Raw genomic sequence first — 20,945 nt, forward strand, 5'->3', positions numbered from 1 at the left:
GTGCGCGTTCGGCGCCGGATCCGCGGCCGCGACCGGTGTGACCTGCTCCATCCGCGCCGGGCGCTCGTTGCCGTTCGCGCTCGGTACGTAGTGCTGGGCCACGCTCGCGCTGATCGATTCCAGCGCAAGGGTTTCCGGCTCGTCAGCCGCCGTGGGCGCGACGTGCTCCCCCGCGGCGCCGCGCACGGCCACCGCCTGCGCGCCACCGATGGACTCGGAGTTCGGCTCGGCGGTCTCCGGGCGCGCGACCGGCTCTCCACCGGCCCCGCGCACGCCCACCGCGTCCGGCGCAGCACCGAGCAGGTGCGTTTCGGCAGTCTGCCCGCGCTCGTCGGCCGTCTCCGCGATCCCAGCAGCGCTCGACTCGGGCGCGGCGGCGGTGGGCTCCACCGGCGGCACGGCGGGATCCGCTTGCCTGCTGAACCGGATCCGGTCCAGCGTCTGGCGCACCGCCGCCGCCAACCGTGCGTCGAGCACCGCCTCGTCCGGACCGGCCTCGGCAGGCTCCTGCGAACCGTTGGGGCCGTTCGCAGGGGTCTGCACGACCGCGGGGAACGGTGTGGTGGCCAGCCACAGCTCCGTGAGTTCCGGCGCGGGAGGGGTAGGGGGCGCGCTCGTTTCGGCTGTGACGCCGGGCTGCGGCGCGCGAGCCGCGCCGTTCTGTTCTGGCTCCGGGACGGCCACCCCTTCCGGATCGGGGGCGGGCTGCTCCGTGGCGGCGGTTTCCCCGGCGGGGCGAGCGGGCGCCGCCGGCTCCATGAGGATGTTCGGCAGGATCTGGTTGCCTGCTCCGCCGACCTGGGTGAGCGCCGCCAGTCGTTCCTGAAGATCCTCGTGGTCGGGCACGGCGGCGGTCGCTTGCTCGATCGCGCGCCCGTATCGCTCGGCGACGAGCCGGTGGGTGACGAGCGCGACGCCGATCATGATCGGTGCGATCGCGTGGATACCGATCCCGGCCAGGTCGCCGGTCCGAAAGTACGGGAACGTGTTCAGCGCGATGCTCGCCGTCAGCAAGACGCCCTCGACGGTGTAGACCTGCCACAGCCGATCGATCACACCCCACTCGGCGGTGTCCCCGGTGGACAGCATCAGCGCCACGAGCACCGCGCTGATCAGGGCCTCCAGGCCGTAGGACAGCCAGAACATCGGGTTCGTCGCGCCGCCGGTCGGCGCGATGTTCTGCTGCACCGTCACCGCGGAGAACAGCATCGAGAACGCGACCACACCGGCGAGCAGTCCCAGCACCCGCGGCTTGCGCTGATGCAGGCGCGCGACTTTCGCGTGCGGGCTGCTGCTGTGGCGCTGCTCACCGATCGCCTGCGCGGCCCGGAGCAGGTCGGCGGCCTCGCGTTCGGCCAACTCGGCGGCCGTGCGCCGCACCCGCTCCGCGGCGTCGGCGGCCGCCTGGATACGCGCCCGTTTCTCGTGGCGCTCGTAGTCGCGCACCAGCTCGGCCAACTCGCGGGAGGCGGCGAGCTCACGCTCCGACAATGCTTCCAGCAGGGCCGGATCGTCCTGGTGGGCCAACCGCTCATGCGCGATCTGCACCCGATCCGGCAGTGCGCCGGCCACCAGATCATCCACCGGCGGCGCCCCAGCGGGCGCGTTGGTCGTGAAACGACGGAACATCAGCAAAGAACCTTTCCGACGATCGAGTGTTCCAGACGCAGCGCGCCGGAGCCGCCTCGGCCGTCGACCACTTCCGCCGAACCGGACGACCGACCCGGCCCAGACCGAAAAGATAACCCGTCATCGAAATCCGTTCGACCCGACGAGCAAACGGGACCGAGCGGTGTCCACCGCCGGACAGCGGGAAGAACCACCCAGGACAGAGTTCGGGTCACAACGCGGATCGGCCCTCGCACTCGCCGCTCAGTACCCTTTCGGCGAACGGTTCGGATCCGCTTGCTGGACTTTCGCTTGCAGGTCGTGGCCGTCTCGGGATACGTCATAGCGTTCCATGACATAGTTCATGCTGGCGGCGACATTGGCCACCGGATCGTGGATGTTGCTGGAGGTTCCGGCCACGTGATAGGCCGAGAAGGTGCCCGGGATGGTCTGGGTAAGCCCCCTGGATGCCCTCCCCGCGGCGGCGTTGCTGTCCCAGTTGTTGACCGCGTTGGGGTCGCCGCCGGATTCCCGCTCGATCAGCACCCGGTAGCCGCGCTTCCAATACTCGCGGGCCGCGGGATCGGTGATGCCGAGCGCGTCGAGCGCACCCTCGATCGCCGCGTCCACCGAGACGCTGCCCTGATAGCGGGCGTAGTCGGCGGTCGTCGCGGCGGGCACGAAGCCCGGGCCGGGTGAATAGCTGCGCTGCATGTAGTTGCTCGGCACGTAGTTGCTGGGCGCGGACGCCGGGGTGACGGTGTATGTGGGCGCGTTGCCATCGATGTTCGTCGCGTGCGTCTGGACCCGGTCGTTGGCCTTGTCGATCTCGTCGTTCACGTCGTCGAGCGTCTCGAGCACAGTGTTGCCCAGCCTCATTTCGAGGTCGGGGTCGATGAATTCCTTGCCGGGGCTCGGCTTCGGGGTCTTGCTCAGCACATCCTGCAAAGCTGTCACGTGTTGCTGGATCGCCGTGAACGCGCCGCTCGAAGTGTCATAGGCGCCGGAGGCGGACAGGTCGACACTGTCGTCCTGCTTGCCGATTTCGTCTTTGAGGTTGCGAAATTCCTGCGCGCGGTCGGAGTAGCCCTTCGCCATGACGGACTTGTCCTCCTCCCCGGTGATGAGCTTCTCGTCGCGCAGCAGCTTCAGCAGGTCCGGCGCCTGCGAGGGCGAACCCGTGGCCAGCAGATTCGCGGAGGTCTGAATCGCCTCGCGCACCAACGCGAGGAAGTCGACGAACCCCGGGCGCACGCCGACGGGTGGCTCGAGCTTCACCACCCAGGGTTCCGGGCTCATCGCGGCACCCGACCCCGAACCGGCCGCCGATCTGCGAACACCGCCATCATCACCTCACGCCTGACAACCCTCATCAGGCCACGCGGCCTGCCACTTCGACGCTCCCGAGTATCGCAGGAGAGAACCGCCCATTCCCGGTCCTGGGAGCAACCGGCAGCGGCCAGCGGAACTTCGGCTACTCGCGTCACCCTCGGCGGCGGCGCTCGGCGCGGTGGGCGAGCGCATCGATGATGCGTTGCCATGCCGGTGACGCCTCGGCGATCCGGGAGGAGATCAGCCGCAGGCTCTCCGGTCGACCGCTGTCCCGTTCGTGTGCGATCTCCCATGCGTCCAGGTCTTCGATGAGCCGGTCCAGACGTGGATCGTCGGGATCCCAGTCGACCGCCTGATCGCAGGCGAGGTAAAGGCGCACGGTCTCCGGGTCGTCGAGGCCCGCGGTCTTGTCGTTGATCCGCTGCGGCATGGAGCGCGGGTCCAGAGCCTGCAGCAGGATCCACGAGTCGCGCTCGAGTCGTACCCGCTGTTCACTGACGCCGAGATCGCGCATCCGGTTCAGAATGGCGACCACCTCGGGCGGCAGGACAAGGCTTTCACCGCTCGCCAAGTCGGCGATGCGGCTGCGGAATTCGGTGAGCTGGTCGATTCTGCGCTGCAATTCGGCGTCGATGTCGGTGATGGCCGCGGCGAATTCGGTCGGCTGGGCGCGCAGCAGCGCGTCGATACGGGCCAGCGGGACACCGGCGTCGGCGAGAGTCCTGATCCGGATGAGGTCCACCGCGGCTTGCGCGCTGTAGCGGCGGTAGCCGGACGCATCGCGCTCGGGCTCGGGCAGCAGGCCCACGTGGTGGTAGTGGCGAACAGTGCGCACGGTCACGCCCGCGGTCGCGGCGAGCCGGCCGATGGTCAGCACCGTTCCCCTGTCGTCGTCGGGCATGGTCGTGCCGAGTCCAGGGGCGCCGACCGGTCCACGACGTCGCGGATCGCCGCCACCACGGCATCGGGGCGGTCGAAGCAGAGCCGGTGGTGGAGAGTGTCGGAGAGGATGCGTTGCTCCCCTCGCGAGACCCCGCGTACCAGGGCCGCGTCCATTCTCGTCTTGGCGTCCTTCATCTCCTGTGAAGGCAGCGCCTGCTGGGCGGGGTCGTCGCCCACCACGGTGAGCGCGACCACCGGGACGTCCGGGATGCCGGGACCGGCTCGCAGTTCGGTGGCGAGATCGGTCAAGGCGGCACGCTCGGCGATGCCGACCCGCATCCATTCGTCGCTCGCCTTCGCATCGATCAGTGGTTGCCGGATGTGCTCCGGGTATTCCGCGAGCAACTCGGCGCGCATCTCGCGCAAGGCCGGGCGCATCCGCCGGAGCTGGTCCGGATCGGATGCCACCTGTTGGGCCGCGGCCAGCCGGGCTGCGGGCGGCATGAAGTCGTCCCACTCGCGGTGCAGGGCGTCCAACCAGACCAGTCCCGCCACGTCCTCTGGGTACAACTGCGCGAACCGATGCGCGTAGAAACCGCCGAGGGAGTGCGCCGCGAGAACGTAGGGAGCGGTGATGTTCTGGGCGCGCAGCAGCTCACGCAGTTCCGTGGCGACGTCGGCGGCGGTGCGCGGCAACGCGAGAGGATCGCTGTAGCCCGTGCCACCGCGGTCGTAGACCACCGCGGTGGTGAACTGCGAAACCTGTTGCTGCACACCGTAGTAGTCGAGGCCGACCGCGCTCGCGCCCGGCAGGAACACGACGGCCGGCCCGCCGCTGCCCGACCGGTGCACGAAAAGCCTGCGGTCCTCGATCTCCTGGAACCCTCCGACCGGCGGAGTGTGCCGAGCCGAGGAAGTGATGTCGTTCGTCATACGACAAGACTGCAACCCTGACGTAGCGTCAGGGTCAATCCCTTCCGCCACGGTATCCGAAAAGTGCTGGTCAAGGCGCTGCCCGCGGGGCTGATAGAGATCTTCCGCGATCGACGCCCGAACCGATGGGCGGGCACAGCGCACTCCCGGCCCGCCGTGCGCTCAGCGTCCCGCGGCGGTGAGCTGATAATCCGCTTCGAGCAGCATCCACCCGCTCAGCTGCACCGAGAGGTCGCGGCTCAGGTTCGCCGACGAAGCGGCGGACGAGTGCATGAGCTGGGGGAAGGTGCCCGGATGTTCCGGCACGGTGACCGGGCGAGTCCAGTCCACACCGAACAGCGGAAGCCCGTCCACCTCGGCGCGGTGTTTCCAGGCGGCCTGCGCGGAAGCGTGCACGATTCGCGCGGCGGTGGTGTCGCCCAGAAGCAGTGCGGCTTCCGCGAGGTATCTGGCGAGAATACCCATGAACAGGCCGGAGTCGTCCCCGGAGGCCGCGACGATCACCCCCGCGTCCGTGAGCCCGTCCGCCGCCGCGGCCACGAGGGCTGCCACGCGCCTGTGCCGGTCCGAATCACCTGTGCGCACTGCCAGCTCGGTCTCCAGCCCGATGGCGACCCCCTGACAGTAGGTGTGGATGGTCCGTTCCACTCGTCCGCCGGGTTCGTGGACACCGTCGAGAATCAGGCCGCTGTCGGTGTCGCGCAATCGGGTGTACAGGAAATCAGCGAGTTCTCCGGCGCGAGACAACTCACCCGAACGCGCCATAGCGATACCGGTCGGACCGATCGCGGGGGTGTTGTAGTACTCGTCTCCGGACCGCCAGGGCACCGCACCGACAACCGGGTTCCAGCCGTCGGTCAAGGCGGCCAGCAACTCGCCGGCAGCGTCACCGAACCGGACACCGAGTAGCCGGTCGGCGCGTTCGAGCGCCAGCGCCAACCAGGCCATATCGTCGTAGTACCGGTTCGTCCAGCCGGTGAGGTTGCGGGTCCGGATACCGCGTGCGAGGGCGGCGACCCGATCAACGCGTTCGGGGGTGCGGGCGCGGTGCGCGGCGTCCACCGCACAGTCGAGGAGGTGGGCTTGCCACCAATAACACCACCACACGAACGACTGGTCCAACAGGGACGCAGGCCAGATGAGCGTGCCCAGCCGGGTGTTCGGCTGATCCCACAGCGTGCGCACGTGCCGCTGCACGATCGCCCGTTCCGCCAGGTCCGCCCGCTTCCCCGGCTCCTCGGGGCCGGCGGATGCTTGCCGTGTGATCGTCACGGCCTGCGTCGGCTGCGCCGTTGCGGTGAGAGCGATCGACGCACCGGCCGCCAACAGCACACTGCGCCGGCTGATCCCCTTGTTCCGGCGATCCATCCGCTCGGACTCCCTTTACCAACAACGATGACCGGAAGTCTTGCAGCTACATTCTATCCGGCAACGACCACCGCGGCGCGGCGCAGAGCGGCCGCACCGGGCGTGAACCGGCGAGCGTGTGGCCTTCCTGCTCGGGTGATCGGCCGTCGCGTTTCGACGAGGGCGTCGGTGATGCGGGATGCCAGGTTCCGAACCGATTTCGCAGGGACTTGCATTGCGTGTATCCACGGTCGCGACGCGAGTGCAGATGTCGCAGTGCGAGGGGTCATCGGTGGTGCAGTCGAAGAAGCATCCGGACAACCGATGAGTTTCGGATGGATCCGTCGTCGGTTCCTCTGGATAGACCGAGTGAACAGGAGTCCGGACATGACGAGACCGTTCCGATTCGGGGTGGTCGCCCCGCTCAGAACCGACGTGCCGACATGGCGGGACCGCGTACGCCGCATCGCCGACAGCGGTTACTCGACGCTGCTGGTGCCCGACTTCCCGCAGATGCAACCGGCGCCCGGCCCCATGCTGGCCACCGTCGCGGCCATGACCGACCTGCGCGTGGGCACGTGGGTGTACGCCTCCCCGTTCCGCCCGGCCTGGCTGACGGCGTGGGAAGCGCACTCGCTGTCGCTGCTGACCGACGGCCGCTTCGAGATGGGCATCGGCACCGGAAGACCGGGAATCGAGGACGAGCTGCGCGACAAGGGAATGCCCGTCGTACCGCCGCCGAACGAGCGACTGGCACAGATACGTGAGACCGTCGAGAGGCTGCGAGACCTCGACGGCCCCGACCGTCACACGCCCGTGGCGATGGCCGTGATCGGTCCGAAGGCCCAGGCGTTGGCGGCCGAGGTCGCGGACACGGTCACCTTCCCGCTGGGAGATCGGCCCCGGAGCGAAGTCGCGCGACTGGTACGCGACTTCCGCGCCCTTGGGGATGTCGAGCTCTCGCTCGCGGTGCCGGTTATCGGTGACACTGTCGCGCCGCACATGGCGCCCCCCGACACCGACACTGCCGCGCTGCGCGAGGCGGACGCGATGACCGTACTTCCGGATGACCCGGCGGCCGCCGCCGAGGAAATCCAGCGGCGACGCGAGGAGATCGGCTTCTCCTATTTCGTCTTCGGCGCCGACTTCGCCGAGAGGTTCGCTCCGGTCGTCGCCGAGCTGGCCGGACGTTAGTTCGGGTGGCGAGGGACGATGCCATCCGGTGCCGCGAGCCGCCGCCAGAGTCGTCTGCCTCTCGCCGAAGGGCCTGCCGCCAGGAACGCTACTCGCGTGCGCTCGATGTGCGGATGCCGACCGCGTACCGATCAGTTCGGGCGAGCGCTGTCGTCAGTAGACGAGAACAACGAACTGCGGCCGGCCGCTGCGATGTGACGGATCGATGGCGGGGGATCACCGCGCTCGGACCGGCAGGCAACGCTGAACTGGGAGGTTTCCTCGAGTGTCGAACGTTATTTCTCGCGACGCGCTGTGGGCGATGGCTCACGCCGAGCGCGCGTCGTTGGCGGACGATCTAGCCGATCTGAACGACAGACAGTGGGCCCAGCAGTCGCTGTGCGGACGTTGGACGGTGGAAGAGGTCGTCGCCCACCTCACCGCGGCGGCGAGTACCGGCCGGTTCCGCTGGCTGATCAGCGTCGTCGGTGCCCGCTTCGACTTCGACGAACACAATGCTCGGCGACTGGCCGAACACCGAGGCGCAACTCCTGCGGAAACCTTGGACCGATACCGGGCGATCATCACCAGCACCACCGCGCCGTCCGGCCACACGGCAGCCTGGCTCGGTGAGGTGGTCGTCCACGCCCAAGACATCCGACGTCCGCTGGGCCTACAGCGCGAGCCCTCGATCGAGGCCGTCACCGAGGTCGCCCGGTTCTTCGCGAGCCGGGACTTCACTGTTTCCAGCCACAGCTCGATAAAAGATCTGCGCCTGCAAGCGACCGACGGACCCTTTGCGGCCGGAACCGGCTCCCTTGTCAGTGGAACGACCCTCGCCTTGACCATGGTGATGGCCGGTAGAGCCACCTATTGTGACGAACTCACCGGCCCCGGCTTGCCCATCCTGCGCAGTCGTTTATAGACGACATCTGCTTATTTCGAACCTGCTCGCTCCGGTCGATGTCGAATCGCTGCTGATTCCCTCTTCGGCGTGCGACTCGAGTTCCGAATCCGGCCTGGTGAACAACTTCCAGTCCGAGAGGAATACGACAAGCACTGAGATATGTATCCCATTGTGCGAGACGATATTCTATGGCTTGCACCAATGGCGTCAGCCGCTGCCTAGACCATGATCTGGGGTGGGCTATCTGTGATGGCGGATCGAGTTCGCCACATTGCCGGTGAAGGTACCTTTCTGTTGCGCGAAGCGGCATTTTATGTCCTCTACGGCATGCCGATAACGTCGAATTCATGGAGTGGAATTTTCTGTCGGCCGAAAAGCTTTCAGCTGCCTTGCGTGCCGGTGAGGTGACCTCGGTGGAACTCGCCGACGAGGCGATCGCCCGCATCGAGCGGGACGACAAGGTGATCAACGCGATCTGTGTGCCGGACTTCGACCGCGCGCGGGCCGCCGCACATCGTGCCGACCAGGCGCGCGCCCGCGGAGAGGACCGGCCGCTGCTCGGTATCCCGGTGACGGTCAAGGAGTCCTACAACATCGCCGGGCTGCCCACGACCTGGGGCATGCCGATGCACCGGGACTATGTGCCAACCGAGGACGCGGTGCAGGTGTCGCGGCTGAAGGTGGCCGGCGCGGTGGTGCTCGGTAAGACCAATGTGCCGTTGGGGCTGCAAGATATACAGAGTTTCAACGAGATCTACGGCACCACCAACAACCCGTGGGATCACGATCGCACGTCCGGTGGATCCTCCGGCGGATCGGCGGCGGCGCTGGCGTGCGGATTCGGTGCGCTGTCCATCGGCTCCGACCTCGCCGGTTCGCTGCGCACCCCCGCGCATTTCTGCGGCATCCACGCCCACAAGCCGACACTCGGGCTGGCGGCGACCCGCGGCATGGTCGCGCCGCCCGGACCGGCATTGCCGGACGACCTCGACCTCGCCGTCGTCGGTCCGATGGCGCGCACCGCCCGCGACCTCACACTGCTGCTGAACGTGATGGCCGGTCCGGACCCACTGACGCGCGGTGTGGCATACCGGTTGACGTTGCCGCCCGCGCGCCACCAGCGGCTCGCCGACTTCCGAGTCTTGGTCCTCGACGAGCATCCGCTCATCCCTACCGGGTCCGCCGTGCGAGCGGGCGTGAACCGTGTGGCCGACGCGCTCGCCGACGCCGGCGCCCGCGTCGAACGGCACAGTCCGCTGTTGCCCGATCTGACCGAAGCCGCACGGCTTTACATGCGGTTGCTGGTCTCTGGCTCTGTTGCACGCTTTCCCGTCGAAGCCTACGAGCAGCTGCAGACCCGCGCCGCCGCACTGAACCCGAACGACCAGGGTCTCGACGCGGCACGACTGCGCGCCATGGTGTTCAGCCACCGCGACTGGATGGAGGCGAACAACCGTCGCGAGCTCCACCGCCACGGCTGGCGGCAGTTCTTCGCCGAGTTCGACGCCGTGGTGTGCCCGATCACGCCCACTCCCGCGTTTCCGCACGACCACACCCCCGATCCGTTGGAACGCCGGATCGACATCGACGGCGTCGCGTACCCGTACTTCGATCAGCTCGTCTGGGCCGGTCTGGCGACCATGCCCGGCCTGCCGGCCACCGCCATCCCTGCGGGCCGGTCCCCCGAAGGGCTGCCGGTGGGAGTGCAGCTGATCGGTCCGATGTTCGAGGACCGCACCCCATTACGGCTGGCCGAACTACTCGAGCCGAAGATCGGCGGCTTCCGGACACCGAAGTAACCCGCACCACGGAACCCCTCTCCCGGCCACATCACCAAGCTGGCTCCTGCGAACTGGAGTGCGCGCTCACCGCCGATTATCTAGTGGTAGGCGTTGATCAGCTCTGGGATCCTCGGGGTCAGCGTTCGATATCGGTGCCGGTGAGAGGAATCGCGGATGACCACGGTACGGCGGTTCTGGATCGAATTCGATCTGGAAAACGAACCATTTTCCTGGCCGCAGCTGCGCCAGGGCGTAGGTGTGACCGGATTCGACGAGCGGGATTGTCTGTCGATGGTGGCGGATCTGCTTCCCGACGACAGGGACCTACCCCCGTGCGCGGCATCACGGTCGACACCTCGCTCGCCGAGAAACTTCCGCTGAACCCCCCTACTCTCGGAGTCCCTTGTGGCGAGGCGTCTGGTATCCGCCCAGCAACCTCTGGACCGGGCCGATGTGGCGGCCCCGCGGCAAATGTGGCGGTACGCAGCCGAACTGCGCGAAGCCATCGACTACGTGATCGCGCGACGCCCGACGCCCAGCGGTTGGTTCGACCCGAACACGACCACGTTCCTCGATCAACAGCAGCAGGACGAATATCTGCGAGCCTTCCGCGACTACTTGTTCGGACGCCACCCGTATCCGATCTACCCGCCCAGCAAACATATTCGGCCCGACGCGGAAACCACACCATCCGATGACCGACCGCGAGCCCCCGGGGCCCCGAACAACCTGTAGTGGCGCGTACCTCGCGGTGGGTTCTTGCTGAAACCTGGGATCGGTAGGTGATGCGCGCGGTTTCTACTTACCCCATGACATCTTCTCAACCTCCAATGAACCAACCGCAGTCCGCCGGCCTGGACAAGAAGACCAGCGCGATCCTGTCTTACGCACTGGGGTGGCTCACCGGGATCATCTTCCTCTTTGTCGGAAAGAACGATCCCGATGTGAAATTCCATGCCGCGCAATCGATCGTCTTCTTCGGAGCGGTCTCGGTCGTCAACATCGCTCTGAGCATCGTCGGCTCGCTCCTCGGAGGCCTGGGGATCATCTTCAGCCTCGCTGGACTCGCAGTCGCTGTCTTCGCAGTCGTCGTCTGGATCATGGCCATGGTCCAGGCGAACAACACCGGCGGTGTCCGCGCAGAGCTTCCTCTTGTCGGAAAATTCACTGCCCCATATGCCGATCAGTTGGCCGATTCGGTCAAGTAGCGGCATATCCGAAACCCCCCGCTGAATTCCGCAATCAAGGATGCTGTCGGCACCCTGCCGACGGCCGGATGCGATAGTCCGAAGATCAACGGCCCGAGACTCTCTCGGGCCGTTGGCGTCGGCGCGGAACGTCCGACACTTCGTCGCAGACGCTTATACGTTGAACCTGAACTCGACCACGTCGCCGTCCGCCATGACATAGTCCTTGCCCTCCATGCGTACCTTGCCTGCGGCTTTGGCGGCGGCCATGGACCCTGCTTCGACCAAGTCGTTGTAGGCGACGACTTCGGCCTTGATGAAGCCGCGTTCGAAATCGGTGTGGATGACGCCCGCGGCCTTGGGGGCGGTGTCGCCTTGGTGGATGGTCCAGGCGCGGGCCTCTTTGGGGCCTGCGGTGAGGTAGGTCTGCAGGCCCAGGGTGTGGAAGCCGGCGCGGGCCAGGGCGTGCAGGCCGGGTTCGGTTTGGCCGATGGATTCGAGGAGTTCGACGGCGGATTCCTCGTCGAGTTCGAGGAGTTCGGCTTCCACCTTGGCGTCGAGGAAGACCGAGTCGGCCGGGGCGACGGAAGCCTTCAGTTCGGCGACCTTCGCTTCGTCGGTGAGCACCGACTCGTCGGCGTTGAAGACGTAGAGGAAGGGCTTGGTGGTGAGCAGCGAGAGTTCTTTCAACAGCTCGGTGTCCACCTTGTCGGCCGCGGCGAACAGGGTGGTGCCGCCGTTGAGGATCTCCTGCGCGGCATTGGCGGCGTCGGCGACCGGCTTGCGATCCTTCTTGACCTTGGCTTCCTTCTCCAACCGCACGACCGCCTTCTCCAGGGTCTGCAGGTCGGCGAGGATGAGCTCGGTCTCGATCACCTCGATGTCGGCGCTGGGGTCGACGCGACCGTCGACGTGCACCACGTCGTCGTCGGCGAACACCCGCACCACCTGGCAGATGGCGTCGGCCTCGCGGATGTTGGCGAGGAACTTGTTGCCCAGGCCCGCGCCCTCGGAAGCGCCCTTCACGATGCCCGCGATGTCGACGAACGACACGGTGGCGGGCACGATCCGCTCGGAGGAGAAGATCTCGGCCAGCTTGTTCAGGCGCGGATCGGGCAGCGGCACCACGCCGACGTTGGGCTCGATGGTCGCGAACGGATAGTTCGCGGCGAGCACGTCGTTCTTGGTCAACGCGTTGAACAGCGTCGACTTTCCGACGTTCGGCAGGCCGACGATTCCGAGGGTGAGACTCACGAGGAACAGAGTCTACGCGGCGCGCCTGCTCGCCTCTCCCGCGCCCGCCCGTCCACACCAGCGCAGACGTCTCCCCCGGCAACCCGGCCACGCCTTCGTCGCCCCAACCGTGCCAGCGCTGTCACTCCCTGGACCTTCCACATGGGTGCGGCGGGCTTCCGGGATGCGCCATTCGCGGCGTCTGTCAGGGAACGAGGACCACCTTGCCGAGGTTGGCGCGGGTCTCGATGGCGGTGTGGGCGGCGGCCGCCTCTTCGAGCGGGAATTCGGCGTGCACGACGGGATGGAGCCGGCCGGACGCGAAGTACTGCCACAGCTCTTGGCGCCAGTGCTCGTAGCGGTCGGGCTGTTCTCGCGCGATGCGTGCCAGCTGGAAGCCGATCACCGATTTCGCACCGACGAGCAGGTCGTATGCCTGGATTGCGCCGCCGCCGGAGCTGTAGGCGACCAACCGGCCGCCGGGCCCGAGCGCCGCGAGCGCGGGGGAAAGCAGGTCGCCGCCCACCGCGTCGAGCACGTAGTCGGCGGGAGCGCCCCAGGACTCCTGGCCGTATGCGACCACGTCGTCGGCGCCGAGTTTCTGTACGAACTCCGCCTTGGCGAGGTCGGACACCGCGCCGACCACCCGCGCCGCGCCGCGCACCCGCGCCAACTGGACCGCGAGGTGGCCCACGCCGCTCGCGGCGGCGGTGACCAGGGCGGACTCGCCTTCCCGCGGCGACGCGGCGTCGAGCGCACCGAGCGCGACCAGGCCGCCGCGGACCAGCGCGACGGCGTCGACCGCCGATGCCCCGTCGGGGATCGGCGAGGCCATGGCCGCCGAGAGCAGGGCGTACTCGGCGTAGCCGTGACCGAACACCAGGCCGGTGACGCGGTAGCCGGGCGCATACCGGTCGACGCCCTCGCCCACCGCGACCACCTCGCCGGCGACCTCGCCGCCCAAGGCGATCGGTTCGCGCTGCTCACGCACCTTCCGCACCACCGGCAGGGTCACCCCGACCGCCTCGACCCGGACCAGGAGTTCACCCGGCCCCGGCGTCGGGACCTCGACCGAGACGAGCTCGAGCACCTCGGGACCACCGCTGCGCTCGTACTGCACCCGCCGCATCGCACCTCCAGAAATCGTTAGGAGGCGCAACGGTAACCGGATCACGGCGGGCAACCCCAGTCCACTACACGCTGTAGTGGTACATCTCACCGTCACCCGGCGCCTGCGGAGAGTTCGGAGTTCGAAGCACTCGGCCGGCGATCCGCGAGCACGTCGACGTGGTGAACTGATCATGTCGGCCGCCCGGCGTAGCGTGAGTCCTATGGAGCCGACCACGGAGGTGGTGACGGCGCGTCCGGCACCCGCGCTCGCGGCGTTCATCGACCGCTACGTCGGGTATCGCATGTCCGGTTTCGCGGCGGGACTTCATCGCGGGCTGCCTTCGCGGCACATGACGTTCATCGTCGCGATCGGCCCCACGATCGATGTCGTCGAGCAGACCGATCCGCGCCAGTCGCCGCAGAACTACCGGTGCGTGTTGAGCGGCTTACAGGCGAGTTCGGCGCTCATCGCGCACGACGGGCGCCAAGAGGGTGTGGCCGTGGCGCTGACTCCGCTCGGTTGCCGCACCCTGTTCGGCATACCCGCGGCGGCGCTGTGGGACACGTCGGTCGAATTCTCCGATGTCGTCGGCCCCGTGGGCCGTCAGTTGTGGGAGCGACTGCAATACGCGCCGAGCTGGCCGGACCGTTTCGCCGCCTGCGATCTGGTACTTACGGCGCTGGCCGACCCGGATCGATCGGTCGGTCCCGAACTCACCTGGGCGTGGCGCAGTGTGGTCGATTCGGGCGGCGGCCTCGCGATCGGCCCGCTGGCCGAGGAAATCGGCTGGAGCAGGCAGCATCTGACGCGCCGGTTCAATCGCGAGTTCGGTCTGAGCCCGAAGCTCGCCGCGCGGATCACCCGTTTCGAGCGGGCGCGCCGGATGCTCGCGCACACGCCCTCCTACATCACGATCGCCCAGGTGGCCGCCGCGTGCGGGTACTACGACCAGGCCCATCTGGATCGTGACTTCGCCGACCTCGCCGGGGCGAGCCCCAGCCTCTGGCTGGCCGAGGAGGTTCCATCCGTCCAAGCCGCCGACGAGTTCGCCGGATGACGATGTGGGCATGACGAATCCGACAGAAACCAGCACCCGCACCGCCGTCTGGCCCACCCTGACCTTCCGTGACGCCCGCGCCATGACCACGTTCCTCGTCGAGGCGTTCGGCTTCCGGGAAGCCGCGCTCTACACCCGCGAGGACGATCCGTCGATCGTGGAGCACGCGGAACTGCGCTGGCCGCTGGGCGGCGGCATCATGTTCGGCTCGGCGGGCAAGGATGAAGGACCGTTCGGCAGCCGCCCGACCGGCACCGACTCGGTCTACCTGGTCTGCGAGGAACCGGACGCCCTGTTCGCCCGGGCCACCGCCGCGGGCGCCGAGGTGGTCCGTGGCCTGCGCGACGAGGACTACGGCTCGCGCGGCTTCACGGTCCGCGACCCGGAGGGCAACCTGTGGAGCTTCGGCACCTATTGGGGCGCCTGACCGGCGCGGCCGCCGACGCCCGTCCGCTACCTGCCGCGGGGCACGGTCCGCGCCCCGCGGCACCCCGTCACCGCCCGCCGAGTCCGGACATCGCGATGCCGCGGATGAACGCGCGCTGGGCGATCGCGTAGATCACCAGCAGCGGAAGCAGGATGACCACCGCGGCGGCCATGAGGATCGGCCACTGGGTGTGGTACTGGCCCTGCAGCCGGACCAGGCCCAGTGTCGCGGTGGCGACGTCCTCGCGCTGGATCATGACCAGCGGCCAGAGGAAGTCGTTCCACACGGTGATCCAGGTGAGCACGGCCAGCACCATCAGAGCGGGACGGGTGTGCGGCAGCAGAACGCGCCAGTAGACCTGCCAGGTGGAACAGCCGTCGAGGATGGCGGCCTCCTCCAGTTCCTCGGGCAGCGTCCGGAAGAACTGCCGCATCAGGTACGTGCCGAACGCACTGCCGAACAGGCCGGGCACGATCATCGCCCACGGGGTGTCCACCCAGCCGAACGCCCGCATCAGCAGGAACTGCGGGATCACCGTCACCGTGAGCGGCACCATCAGCGTCGCCAGATAGGCGAGGAACAGCATGTCGCGCCCACGAAAGCGCAAGCGCGCGAACGCGTAACCGGCCAGCGAGCAGAAGAAGACCTGCCCCGCCGTGACGCACAAGGCGTAGATCGTGGTGTTGAGCAGCATCCGCCCCATGGGCAGCAGATCGAAGACCTTCGCGTAATTCGACCACTGCGGCCGCTGGGGAAGCAACGCGGCGTCGGCGATCTCACCGTCCCGCTTCAGCGAGCCGGACACCGCCCACAGGATGGGCAGGAGCGCACACCACGCGATGCCGACCAGCACGGCGTACGCCGCCGTCCCGCGCGTCACCCGCCGCGCGATCGCACGGTCGACCCGGCTGGACGCGACAGCCGCGCGATCGCGCCGGACCGGCAGCGCGCGTCGCACCACCTGGTAGGTGTTCACTGGTCCACCTCCGACCGCCGGGCCATCCGCAGCTGCACCAGCGTCAGCGCGAACAGCAGAGCGAAGATCACCCAGGCCAGCGCGGAGGCGTAACCGACTTCGTAGAAGCCGAAAGCGTTCTGGAACAGCATGATCCCCAGCAGATAGGTTCCCGTCTCCGGCCCGCCGTTGCCGCCGGTCAGCGCGTACGCCTGGTCGAATGCCTGCACCGAGTCGATGATCGTGATGATGAAGACGAACGACAGCGGCCCTCGGATCAACGGCACGGTGATCGCGAAGAACCGCCGCAGCGCCCCGGCCCCGTCGATCTTCGCGGCCTCGTAGAGCGTCTGCGGCACCCCTTGCATGGCGGCGAGCAGGATCACCGTCGCGAAGGGCACGCTCTTCCACACGGTGACGATGCTGAGCGAGATCAGCGCCCAATCCGGATCGGTCAGCCAGGGCACCGCGTCGACGCCGATCCAGCCGAGCGCGACGTTCAGCAAGCCGTCGTCGGTGAACAGGAACCGCCACACCACCGCCATGGCGACCGCCGACGCGACCAGCGGCAGGAACGCGATCGTCCGAAAGATCCCGATACCGGCGAGCTTTCGATTCAGCGCGGCGGCCACGGCGAGTCCGATCGTCACAGTGGGAGCCAAGGTGAGCACCGTGAAAACGGCCGTATTGCGCAAGGCGATCATGAACAACGGATCGGAGGTGAACAACCGCCGATAGTTGTCCACACCGACAAAACGCATGGGGCTGAACAAGTCCCACGAATGGAAACTCAAATAGAGCGAAAACCCCAACGGAAACAACAAGAAAATCGCGACGGCGGCCACGTTCGGGGCGACGAATGTCCATCCGGCCCGCTCCCGACGGCGGGCAAGACGAGTCGAAACGCCGCCGAGGCCTTTGCTCGAGGTTTGCGACCACCGTGCCCGGATCATGGCATGTCCAGCAGCGCGTCGACGTCGGCGGCGAAACGACCGTCCAGGGACGCGGCGGTGGCGGCGCCGCGCAGCACTCGGTTGGAGCCGCGCTCGAGCAAGGCCGACACTTTGCCCCAGGCGGGAGTCACCGGCAGGGGCCGGGAACTGGCCGGGCCGTCGGTGAACACTTCGAGATTGCGGATCTCGCGGTGCGCCGCGGCGAAACCCGGTGAACCCATCGCCGATTTCAGCACCGGAACGAACAGCCCGGACGCGGCGATGATCGCCTGCCCCACCGGCCCGGTCGCGAACTTCACGAACTCCCACGCCTGCTCGACGCGTGGGCTGTCGGCGGCGATGGCCAGCCCGGTGCTGCCGACGTCGGTGATCGCGCCGAGTCCGCCGCGCGGGCCGACCGGCAGCACCGTGACGTCGATGGCGAGGTCGCCGTGTCCGGCGAATTCGGAGTACAGCCAGTGCCCGCCCAACGCCATCGCCGCCCTGCCGCGCCGGAACAGGTCGGGCGCCGAAACCGAGAGCGTGTCGGCGGCTTTCGGCGCCACGCGATGACGAACGGCGAGGTCGGCGTAGAACTGGAATCCTTCGGCGAACCGCGGATCGCCGAGGTTGGTCCTGGTCGGATTCACCGGAGGCGAGAACCACTCGGCGCCGTTGTTCATGCCGAAGCAGGCCGCCGAGAAGTACGGCACCCAGGCGTCGGCGAAGCCCCACCGGGTCCGTCCGGAGGAGTCGTGCCCGGTCAACGCGATGGCGGCGGCCAAGAATTCGTCGAACGACCAGGCATCGCGCCAGCGCGCGGGCGGGGTGATCCCGGCCTCCTCGAACAGCCCGCGGTTGTAGTACAGGAACACCCCGGACCACTGTTCGGGCAACGCGTACTGCCCGCCCGCGTAGCCGAAGGTGTCGTACAGCGCCGGGTAGCTGTCGGCGCGCAGCTCGGCGGCATACCGCGGATCGCGATCCAGCAGCGTGTTCAGATCCAGCAGCACGCCGCGCTCGGCCAATCCGGAGTACAGCAGCTCCCAGGCCATCAGCACGTCCGGGCACTTGCCGCCCGCGCAGTAGGTGAGCATCTGCTGCAGCGGGTCCGGCCCGGACATGATCGTGCGGATCCTGATGTCCGGATGCAATTTCCGGAACTCGTCGATGATCTTCAGCCGGACTCGCGCTTCCTCCGGTCTGGCCTGGAAGAAGAAGGTCAACGCGTCGTCATCGGAACCGCAGCCGCCACCGGCCAGCAGCGGGGCGGCCAGCGCCGACCCGAGCAGCGTCCGGCGACGGACCCGGGCGACGGGATTCGCACGCAGCACAGCCCTCCTCCCAGGGCGGATGTGGAGCTGATCGAACCGCATGGCAGCATACGTTCGGCAATCACACGGTGACGGCCGACACATGAACAATATTTCACGGTGCCCGCCCGGCGGCCGGAATCGGCACGACGGCGATCTCCGATCGGATACGTTGTCACGTGTTTCAGCAAGATCCTGCGCGTTTCACAGGAGAGTAGGCAGATGGCGACAATCGAATATCTGCGGACCGATCCCGATCTGCCGCCCGTCGGCGTGGTCGACAAGTCCCCGATCACACCGGCCAAGAAATTGATCTTCGCCGGGATCGCCGCGCTCGGCGCCATAGCTTGGGCGGTGCTCGCCATCTCGCGGGGCGAATCGGTGAACGCGGTGTGGATCGTGATCGCGGCGGTGTGCACCTACATCATCGCGTATCGGTTCTACGCCAGGTTCATCGAACGCAAGCTCGTCAAACCGCGCGACGACCTGGCCACACCCGCCGAGATCCTGGAGAACGGCAAGGACTACATGCCGATGGACCGGCGGGTGCTCTACGGGCACCATTTCGCCGCCATCGCGGGCGCGGGTCCGCTGGTCGGGCCGGTGCTGGCCGCGCAGATGGGCTACCTGCCGGGGACGATCTGGATCGTGGTCGGCGTGGTCCTGGCCGGTGCCGTGCAGGACTACCTGGTGCTGTGGGTCTCGATGAAGCGGCGCGGTCGCAGCCTCGGCCAGATGGCCCGCGACGAGCTGGGCGTGATCGGCGGCTGGTCGGCCATCGTCGGCGTCCTCGTGATCATGATGATCCTGCTGGCGGTGCTCGCGCTGGTGGTGGTCAACGCGCTCGCGCACAGCCCGTGGGGCGTCTTCTCGATCGGCATGACCATTCCGATCGCCCTGTTCATGGGTGTGTACCTGCGGTTCCTGCGCCCGGGCAAGGTCGGCGAGGTCTCCGCCATCGGCTTCGGCCTGTTGCTGCTGGCCATCGTGAGCGGCGGCTGGGTGTCGGAAACCGACTGGGGCGCGGACTGGTTCACCCTCTCGCCGGTGACCATCTCCTGGCTGCTGATCGCCTACGGCTTCTTCGCCTCGGTGCTTCCGGTGTGGCTGCTGCTCGCGCCGCGCGACTACCTGTCGACCTTCATGAAGGTCGGCACCATCGCGCTGCTCGCAGTCGGCATCCTGATCACGCTGCCGGTGCTGCAAGCGCCCGCGGTCTCGTCGTTCGCGTCCACCGGCACCGGACCGGCCTTCGCGGGCTCGCTGTTCCCGTTCCTGTTCATCACCATCGCCTGCGGCGCGCTGAGCGGTTTCCACGCGCTGGTCTCCTCCGGCACCACGCCGAAACTGCTGGAGAAGGAATCGCACGCCAGGATGATCGGCTACGGCGGCATGCTGATGGAGTCGTTCGTCGCGGTCATGGCCATCATCACCGCCTCGATCATCGACCAGCATCTGTACTTCGCGATGAACGCGCCGGTCGGGCTCACCGGCGGCACCGCGGAGAAGGCCGCCGCCTACACCAACAGCCTCGGTCTCAGCGGACCCGCGGTGACGCCCGCCGAGCTGAGCCAGGCCGCGACCGACGTCGGCGAGTCGACGATCATCTCCCGCACGGGCGGCGCGCCGACGCTGGCGGTCGGCATCTCCGAGGTGTTCCACCAGTTCCTCGGCGGCGCGAGCATGAAGTCGTTCTGGTACCACTTCGCGATCATGTTCGAGGCGCTGTTCATCCTCACCACGATCGACGCGGGCACCCGCGTGGCGCGGTTCATGCTCTCGGACGCGCTGGGCAACTTCGGCGGGCCCGCCAGGAAGTTCCGCGACCCGTCCTGGCGTGTGGGCGCGTGGCTGTGCTCCGCCATCGTGGTCGCGGCATGGGGCTCGATCCTGCTGATGGGCGTCACCGACCCGCTCGGCGGCATCAACACGCTCTTCCCACTGTTCGGCATCGCCAACCAGTTGCTCGCGGCCATGGCGCTGACCGTTGTGCTGGTGATCGTGGTGAAGAAGGGCCTCGCGAAATGGGCCTGGATTCCCGGCATTCCGCTGGCCTGGGACCTCGTGGTGACCATGACGGCGTCGTGGCAGAAGATCTTCTCCGACGACCCGAAGCTCGGTTACTGGAAGCAGCACAGCATCTGCCGGACCGCGCAGGACGCCGGGAAGCTGTGCCTGACGGCGAAGAACCAGGACGACATGGACGCGATCGTGCGCAACACCTTCATCCAGGGCACGCTGTCGATCGTGTTCGCGGTGCTGGTGCTGATCGTGGCGGTCGTCGGCGCGGTGGTGGCCTACCGCGCCTGGCGCTCCGGGGAGACGACGACCACCGAGACGCCCGAGCAGGCGTCGAAGATCTTCGCCCCCAGCGGGTTCGTCGCCACCGCGGCGGAGAAGGAAGTCCAGAAGCAGTGGGACGAGTTGATCGCGACCGGGAAAGTGCGCGCCCCGGGCGCGGCACACGTGCACGCGCAATGAGCGATCCCGCGGCCGAGGGCGCCGGCCGGTCCGTGCGACCGGTCGGCGCCCGGCTGCGCGCGGCGGCCCGCGCCTGCGTCGACGGCGTTCGCGCGGGCGTCTGGTGGTTCGACTCGATCCTCGGCGGGCAGGACTACCGGCGCTACGTGGAGCACCTGCGCCGCAGGCATCCGGACCGCGCCGTGCCGACCGAACGGGAGTACTGGCGGCAGCGGCATGCCGAGGCGGATCGTAATCCGGCCAACCGCTGCTGCTGAACGGCGAGAATTTCGGCGCGCGCCGCCAC

At 67.9% G+C, this 20,945-nt stretch carries 19 protein-coding genes; 9 read left to right on the top strand and 10 right to left on the bottom strand.

Annotated features, from left to right (window positions below; genetic code table 11):
• From ON27_RS44140 to ON27_RS22820, 5 genes are all read right to left on the bottom strand, one after another.
• Positions 1-1,629, bottom strand: a 1,629-nt coding sequence (locus tag ON27_RS44140; protein ID WP_051046904.1) for a hypothetical protein, incomplete at its 3' end; no start/stop codon positions are given.
• Positions 1,630-1,872: 243 nt separating this feature from the next.
• Positions 1,873-2,829 (bottom strand): transglycosylase SLT domain-containing protein, encoded by a 957-nt coding sequence (locus ON27_RS44865; protein ID WP_245560061.1) that lies wholly within the window; start codon positions 2,827-2,829, stop codon positions 1,873-1,875.
• Positions 2,830-3,091: 262 nt separating this feature from the next.
• A complete protein-coding gene (locus ON27_RS22810) occupies positions 3,092-3,841 on the bottom strand; it encodes a MerR family transcriptional regulator (RefSeq protein ID WP_245560060.1) in 750 nt (249 codons plus the stop codon).
• Entirely contained in the window at positions 3,811-4,755 is a 945-nt protein-coding gene (locus ON27_RS22815) for an alpha/beta fold hydrolase (protein WP_051046906.1), read from the bottom strand. Before ON27_RS22815 ends, ON27_RS22810 begins: the two co-directional genes overlap by 31 nt.
• Positions 4,756-4,917: 162 nt before the next feature.
• Positions 4,918-6,123 (bottom strand): glycoside hydrolase family 76 protein, encoded by a 1,206-nt coding sequence (locus ON27_RS22820; protein ID WP_051046907.1) that lies wholly within the window; start codon positions 6,121-6,123, stop codon positions 4,918-4,920.
• A 366-nt stretch (positions 6,124-6,489) separates the two neighbouring features.
• Here ON27_RS22820 and ON27_RS22825 point away from each other — a divergent pair, with 366 nt between their 5' ends.
• From ON27_RS22825 to ON27_RS22850, 5 genes are all read left to right on the top strand, one after another.
• A complete protein-coding gene (locus ON27_RS22825; protein ID WP_043731508.1) occupies positions 6,490-7,296 on the top strand; it encodes an LLM class flavin-dependent oxidoreductase in 807 nt (268 codons plus the stop codon).
• A 265-nt stretch (positions 7,297-7,561) separates the two neighbouring features.
• Positions 7,562-8,200: a maleylpyruvate isomerase family mycothiol-dependent enzyme gene (locus ON27_RS22830; RefSeq protein WP_043731510.1), complete on the top strand. Its 639-nt coding sequence runs from the start codon at positions 7,562-7,564 to the stop codon at positions 8,198-8,200.
• A 329-nt stretch (positions 8,201-8,529) separates the two neighbouring features.
• Positions 8,530-9,981 carry an amidase gene (locus ON27_RS22835; RefSeq protein ID WP_043731513.1) on the top strand — a complete coding sequence of 484 codons (1,452 nt, stop codon included), beginning with the start codon at positions 8,530-8,532 and terminating at the stop codon, positions 9,979-9,981.
• Positions 9,982-10,368: 387 nt separating this feature from the next.
• On the top strand, positions 10,369-10,698 hold the full coding sequence (locus ON27_RS22845) for a hypothetical protein (RefSeq protein WP_157227286.1): 330 nt from the start codon (positions 10,369-10,371) through the stop codon (positions 10,696-10,698).
• A 74-nt stretch (positions 10,699-10,772) separates the two neighbouring features.
• Positions 10,773-11,171, top strand: coding sequence for a DUF4870 domain-containing protein (locus ON27_RS22850; protein ID WP_051046908.1), 399 nt, complete (start codon positions 10,773-10,775; stop codon positions 11,169-11,171).
• Between the two features lie 153 nt (positions 11,172-11,324).
• Here ON27_RS22850 and ychF read toward each other — a convergent pair whose 3' ends face one another.
• Together ychF and ON27_RS22860 are read right to left on the bottom strand one after the other, a co-directional pair.
• Positions 11,325-12,404, bottom strand: coding sequence for a redox-regulated ATPase YchF (ychF, locus tag ON27_RS22855; protein ID WP_043731523.1), 1,080 nt, complete (start codon positions 12,402-12,404; stop codon positions 11,325-11,327).
• A gap of 184 nt (positions 12,405-12,588) precedes the next feature.
• Positions 12,589-13,512 (bottom strand): quinone oxidoreductase family protein, encoded by a 924-nt coding sequence (locus tag ON27_RS22860; RefSeq protein ID WP_043731525.1) that lies wholly within the window; start codon positions 13,510-13,512, stop codon positions 12,589-12,591.
• A gap of 202 nt (positions 13,513-13,714) precedes the next feature.
• On the opposite strand from ON27_RS22860, the gene ON27_RS22865 reads away from it, so the two are divergent.
• Together ON27_RS22865 and ON27_RS22870 are read left to right on the top strand one after the other, a co-directional pair.
• On the top strand, positions 13,715-14,551 hold the full coding sequence (locus ON27_RS22865) for an AraC family transcriptional regulator (RefSeq protein ID WP_043731528.1): 837 nt from the start codon (positions 13,715-13,717) through the stop codon (positions 14,549-14,551).
• 10 nt (positions 14,552-14,561) lie between these two features.
• Positions 14,562-14,978: a VOC family protein gene (locus ON27_RS22870; protein WP_043731530.1), complete on the top strand. Its 417-nt coding sequence runs from the start codon at positions 14,562-14,564 to the stop codon at positions 14,976-14,978.
• A 67-nt stretch (positions 14,979-15,045) separates the two neighbouring features.
• Here ON27_RS22870 and ON27_RS22875 read toward each other — a convergent pair whose 3' ends face one another.
• From ON27_RS22875 to ON27_RS22885, 3 genes are all read right to left on the bottom strand, one after another.
• Complete coding sequence (locus ON27_RS22875; protein ID WP_043731555.1) at positions 15,046-15,870, bottom strand: carbohydrate ABC transporter permease; 825 nt, start codon at positions 15,868-15,870, stop codon at positions 15,046-15,048.
• A gap of 80 nt (positions 15,871-15,950) precedes the next feature.
• Positions 15,951-16,886, bottom strand: coding sequence for a carbohydrate ABC transporter permease (locus ON27_RS22880; protein ID WP_051046909.1), 936 nt, complete (start codon positions 16,884-16,886; stop codon positions 15,951-15,953).
• Positions 16,883-18,199, bottom strand: a complete 1,317-nt coding sequence (locus tag ON27_RS22885) for an ABC transporter substrate-binding protein (RefSeq protein ID WP_043731537.1) — start codon at positions 18,197-18,199, stop codon at positions 16,883-16,885. Before ON27_RS22885 ends, ON27_RS22880 begins: the two co-directional genes overlap by 4 nt.
• 201 nt (positions 18,200-18,400) lie before the next feature.
• On the opposite strand from ON27_RS22885, the gene ON27_RS22890 reads away from it, so the two are divergent.
• Both ON27_RS22890 and ON27_RS22895 read left to right on the top strand, forming a co-directional pair.
• On the top strand, positions 18,401-20,659 hold the full coding sequence (locus ON27_RS22890; RefSeq protein WP_043731541.1) for a carbon starvation CstA family protein: 2,259 nt from the start codon (positions 18,401-18,403) through the stop codon (positions 20,657-20,659).
• Between the two features lie 53 nt (positions 20,660-20,712).
• Entirely contained in the window at positions 20,713-20,916 is a 204-nt protein-coding gene (locus tag ON27_RS22895; RefSeq protein WP_043731557.1) for a YbdD/YjiX family protein, read from the top strand.
• Positions 20,917-20,945 lie beyond the last annotated feature (29 nt).

Origin of the sequence: Nocardia asiatica NBRC 100129 (assembly GCF_000308415.1) — a bacterium.
GTDB classification, from domain to species: Bacteria; Actinomycetota; Actinomycetes; order Mycobacteriales; family Mycobacteriaceae; genus Nocardia; species Nocardia asiatica.

Excerpts from the sequence above, each read along its gene's own strand:
- ON27_RS22870 (WP_043731530.1), top strand. The coding sequence starts at position 14,562 with ATGACGAATCCGACAGAAACCAGCACCCGCACCGCCGTCTGGCCCACC.
- ON27_RS22890 (WP_043731541.1), top strand. The coding sequence starts at position 18,401 with ATGGCGACAATCGAATATCTGCGGACCGATCCCGATCTGCCGCCCGTC.
- ON27_RS22815 (WP_051046906.1), bottom strand. The coding sequence starts at position 4,755 with ATGACGAACGACATCACTTCCTCGGCTCGGCACACTCCGCCGGTCGGA.
- ON27_RS22850 (WP_051046908.1), top strand. The coding sequence starts at position 10,773 with ATGACATCTTCTCAACCTCCAATGAACCAACCGCAGTCCGCCGGCCTG.
- ON27_RS22835 (WP_043731513.1), top strand. The coding sequence starts at position 8,530 with ATGGAGTGGAATTTTCTGTCGGCCGAAAAGCTTTCAGCTGCCTTGCGT.
- ON27_RS22880 (WP_051046909.1), bottom strand. The coding sequence starts at position 16,886 with ATGATCCGGGCACGGTGGTCGCAAACCTCGAGCAAAGGCCTCGGCGGC.
- ON27_RS22860 (WP_043731525.1), bottom strand. The coding sequence starts at position 13,512 with ATGCGGCGGGTGCAGTACGAGCGCAGCGGTGGTCCCGAGGTGCTCGAG.
- ON27_RS22810 (WP_245560060.1), bottom strand. The coding sequence starts at position 3,841 with ATGCCCGACGACGACAGGGGAACGGTGCTGACCATCGGCCGGCTCGCC.
- ON27_RS22825 (WP_043731508.1), top strand. The coding sequence starts at position 6,490 with ATGACGAGACCGTTCCGATTCGGGGTGGTCGCCCCGCTCAGAACCGAC.
- ON27_RS22865 (WP_043731528.1), top strand. The coding sequence starts at position 13,715 with ATGGAGCCGACCACGGAGGTGGTGACGGCGCGTCCGGCACCCGCGCTC.
- ON27_RS22820 (WP_051046907.1), bottom strand. The coding sequence starts at position 6,123 with ATGGATCGCCGGAACAAGGGGATCAGCCGGCGCAGTGTGCTGTTGGCG.